This window comes from Burkholderia sp. BC1 (genome assembly GCF_052683555.1).
On the sequence record NZ_JBQYLP010000156.1, the window covers coordinates 1 to 2679 of the forward strand.

Annotated in this window: 3 protein-coding genes; 1 reads left to right on the plus strand and 2 read right to left on the minus strand. The window is 61.3% G+C overall.

The window, feature by feature from the left end; translation table 11 throughout:
• Nucleotides 1-92 precede the first annotated feature (92 nt).
• The gene (gene istB / locus ACSHSS_RS29990) at nt 93-848 is read right to left on the minus strand and encodes an IS21-like element helper ATPase IstB (protein ID WP_038442119.1); all 756 of its coding nucleotides are present in this window, start codon (nt 846-848) and stop codon (nt 93-95) included.
• 16 nt (nt 849-864) lie between these two features.
• Nucleotides 865-2415 (minus strand): IS21 family transposase, encoded by a 1551-nt coding sequence (gene istA, locus ACSHSS_RS29995; protein ID WP_038442117.1) that lies wholly within the window; start codon nt 2413-2415, stop codon nt 865-867.
• 32 nt (nt 2416-2447) lie between these two features.
• Here istA and ACSHSS_RS30000 point away from each other — a divergent pair, with 32 nt between their 5' ends.
• Nucleotides 2448-2582: a hypothetical protein gene (locus ACSHSS_RS30000; RefSeq protein WP_261514362.1), complete on the plus strand. Its 135-nt coding sequence runs from the start codon at nt 2448-2450 to the stop codon at nt 2580-2582.
• Nucleotides 2583-2679 lie beyond the last annotated feature (97 nt).

Sequence of the window (2679 nt, forward strand, 5' to 3'; positions counted from 1 at the left end):
TGCGTATTTCGGCGATGGTGATCAGACGTTTCGGTGAACGTGATCGGTCTGGAAGGTGGTGTTGCGCGGTCAGAGAATTATAGCGAAGGTGATCACGATGCGGCAGTAGCGGATGGTTTTGCGTTGGTCTTTCGCATCGATTCACCCTTCAAAGGCAGTTTGTGCGCCTGATGGACCAGGCGATCGAGAATCGCGTCGGCGAGCGTGGGGTCCTGCAGCCAAGCGTGCCAGTGTTCGAGGGGTAACTGACTGGTAATGATCGTCGAACGCGTGCCGACGCGATCATCGAGGACTTCGAGTAGATCGTTGCGTGCGCCCTGATCGAGATCCTGCAGTCCCCAGTCGTCGAACAGGACGACATCGATCTTGGCGAGTTGCGCGAGCCGCCGCGCAAAGCTGCCGTCGCCGTGCGCGATCTTCAGCTCCTCGAACAGTCGTGCGACGCGTACATAGAGAACCGAGAAGCCTTGCCGGCATGCCTGTTGCCCGAAGGCGCAAGCGATCCAGGTTTTGCCAGCGCCAGTCGGCCCGGTCAGAATGATGTTCTGCGCGTTGCGGATCCAGTCGCAACCGGCAAGCGAAGCGACCACGCGCTGGTCCAGTCCGCGGCTTTGCCGGAATTCGATATCCTCAATGCAGGCCTGCGGGTTCTTGAGTTTGGCGGTTTTCAGCAGCCGTTCAAGCCGCCGGGTGTCGCGCCACGCGAGTTCGCGTTCGACAACCATGCCAAAGCGCTCTTCGAACGACAGGCTGGAACTGGCGGTGAGCGTCACCTGTTCCTCGAAGGCGCGCGCCATGCCGTCGAGTTTGAGCGCTTTGAGTTGGGAGAGGGTTTGCTGCAGCAACATCTTGACCTCCTTCGGGTCAGTGGTAGTAGTCGGAGCCACGCAGGTTTTCGTGGTCGAGGCATTGCCATTCGGTGAGCGGCGCCGCTACGGGTGGTTGGCGGTCGAGGCCAGATTCGAGAATCGAGAGCACCGAACGGCGCGTGGGCGAACCGATCACAAGCGCCCGTTGGCAGGCTGCTTCGAGCCGCTCATTGCCGTATTTGCGTGCCAGCGACAGCAAGCCCAGACAGGCGCGATAGCCCATCTCGGGGTGAGGACGATTGGTCAGCAGATGGTTGACGATTGCCGCGGCGCCGGGGCCGATGGACGCGCCCCAGTTCAGCAGGCGTCCCGGTGACCATTCCAGATGAGCGCGGTGTGCCGCCGGCATGTGCTCGGCCACGGTCGTATGTTTGCCTTTAAGTCGGCTGCGCGCGTGCGCGGCGACACGTTTGCCGCCATGCAGGATCTCGACGCTGTGGCGGGTGACACGGACGTCGACTTCCTGGCGTACCAGTTTGTGAGGCACGCTGTAATAGTGATGATCGATCTCGACGTGGTAATCGATATTGACGCGACACTTGATGAAGGCGGCGATCTGGTAACGCCGCGCGGGTAAGGGCCGCAGCACCGGCCGGTCCAGACGCTCAAACCATTCACGGCGATTGCCTTCCAGTTTTTTGAACGGGCGCTGGTTCAGATCGCCGACGAGCTGGGCAATCACGCGGTTGAGCTCGGCTAGGCTAAAAAAGCGGTGATTGCGCAGCCGCGCGAGAATCCAGCGTTCGACGATTTGCACCGCGACTTCAACCTTCGCTTTATCCTGCGGCTTGCGCGGCCGGGCCGGCAGCATCGCTGTTGCGTAGTGGTTGACGAAGTCCTGCGTGGTGTTGCCCAGCACCGGCTCGTACCGGTCAGCTTTGGCGATCAGGGCCTTGGGGTTGTCGGGCACCAGCAGTTCGGGAACCCCGCCGTAGAATTCCAACGCGTCAATCAGGCCGCCGATCCAATCCGGCATCGCCTCGGAGCGCGTCGCGCAGGCGTAGGTGTAGTTCGACGCGCCCAGCACCGCAACGAAGATGTGAGCCTGGAAGTCGATGCCGCCGTCGCGCCCGAGAATCGGCATGGTATGGCCGGCGAAATCGGCAAACAGCTTCTCACCGGCGCGGTGCTGTTGGCGCATCGAGCGCTTGAGCGTCTGGGCCCAGTTCTTGTAGCGCTGGCAGAATTGGGTATAGCGGTAGGTGCGGCAGCCGGGATGCGCCGCGCCATATTCCTCCCAGAGCAACTGCAGCGTCACGCCTTTGCGGCGCAGTTCGCGGTGCATCGCCGCATAGTCCGGTTCGATGCGCCGGGCCGGGGCCGCCTCGTCGGCCGACAGGTTCAACCGGGCTTCGAGTTCATCGTCGGCAAGCGGCTCGACGGCCGGCCAGTCCAACTTCGCCGCGCTGGCGCGCGCCGCATATGCCGAGATGGCGCCCACACTGATGCCGACGGCCCGGCTGATCTGGCGGTGCGACAAGCCACACGCCCACTTCAGCCGTAGGATTTCCTTCAATTTGCGCATGCTCATCCGATGTGCCGGCATCAGCCTGTCCTCTATAAAAAGGAACAAGGCTAATGCCTGTCGTTGATGTCATGCGCAACACCACCACCAGCCCGAAACGGGCATGCCATTTCGGCAAGATGATCACCCATTTCGGGAACGTGATCACCTGTTTCGCTACGATGATCACTCGTTTCGGAAACCGCTGATCAGCGATCATCTTCAACCGAAATGAGCGATCACGTTCCTCCGGATTCGGTGATCACCTTCATCCGAAATCGCTGATCACGTTCACCGAAATACGCA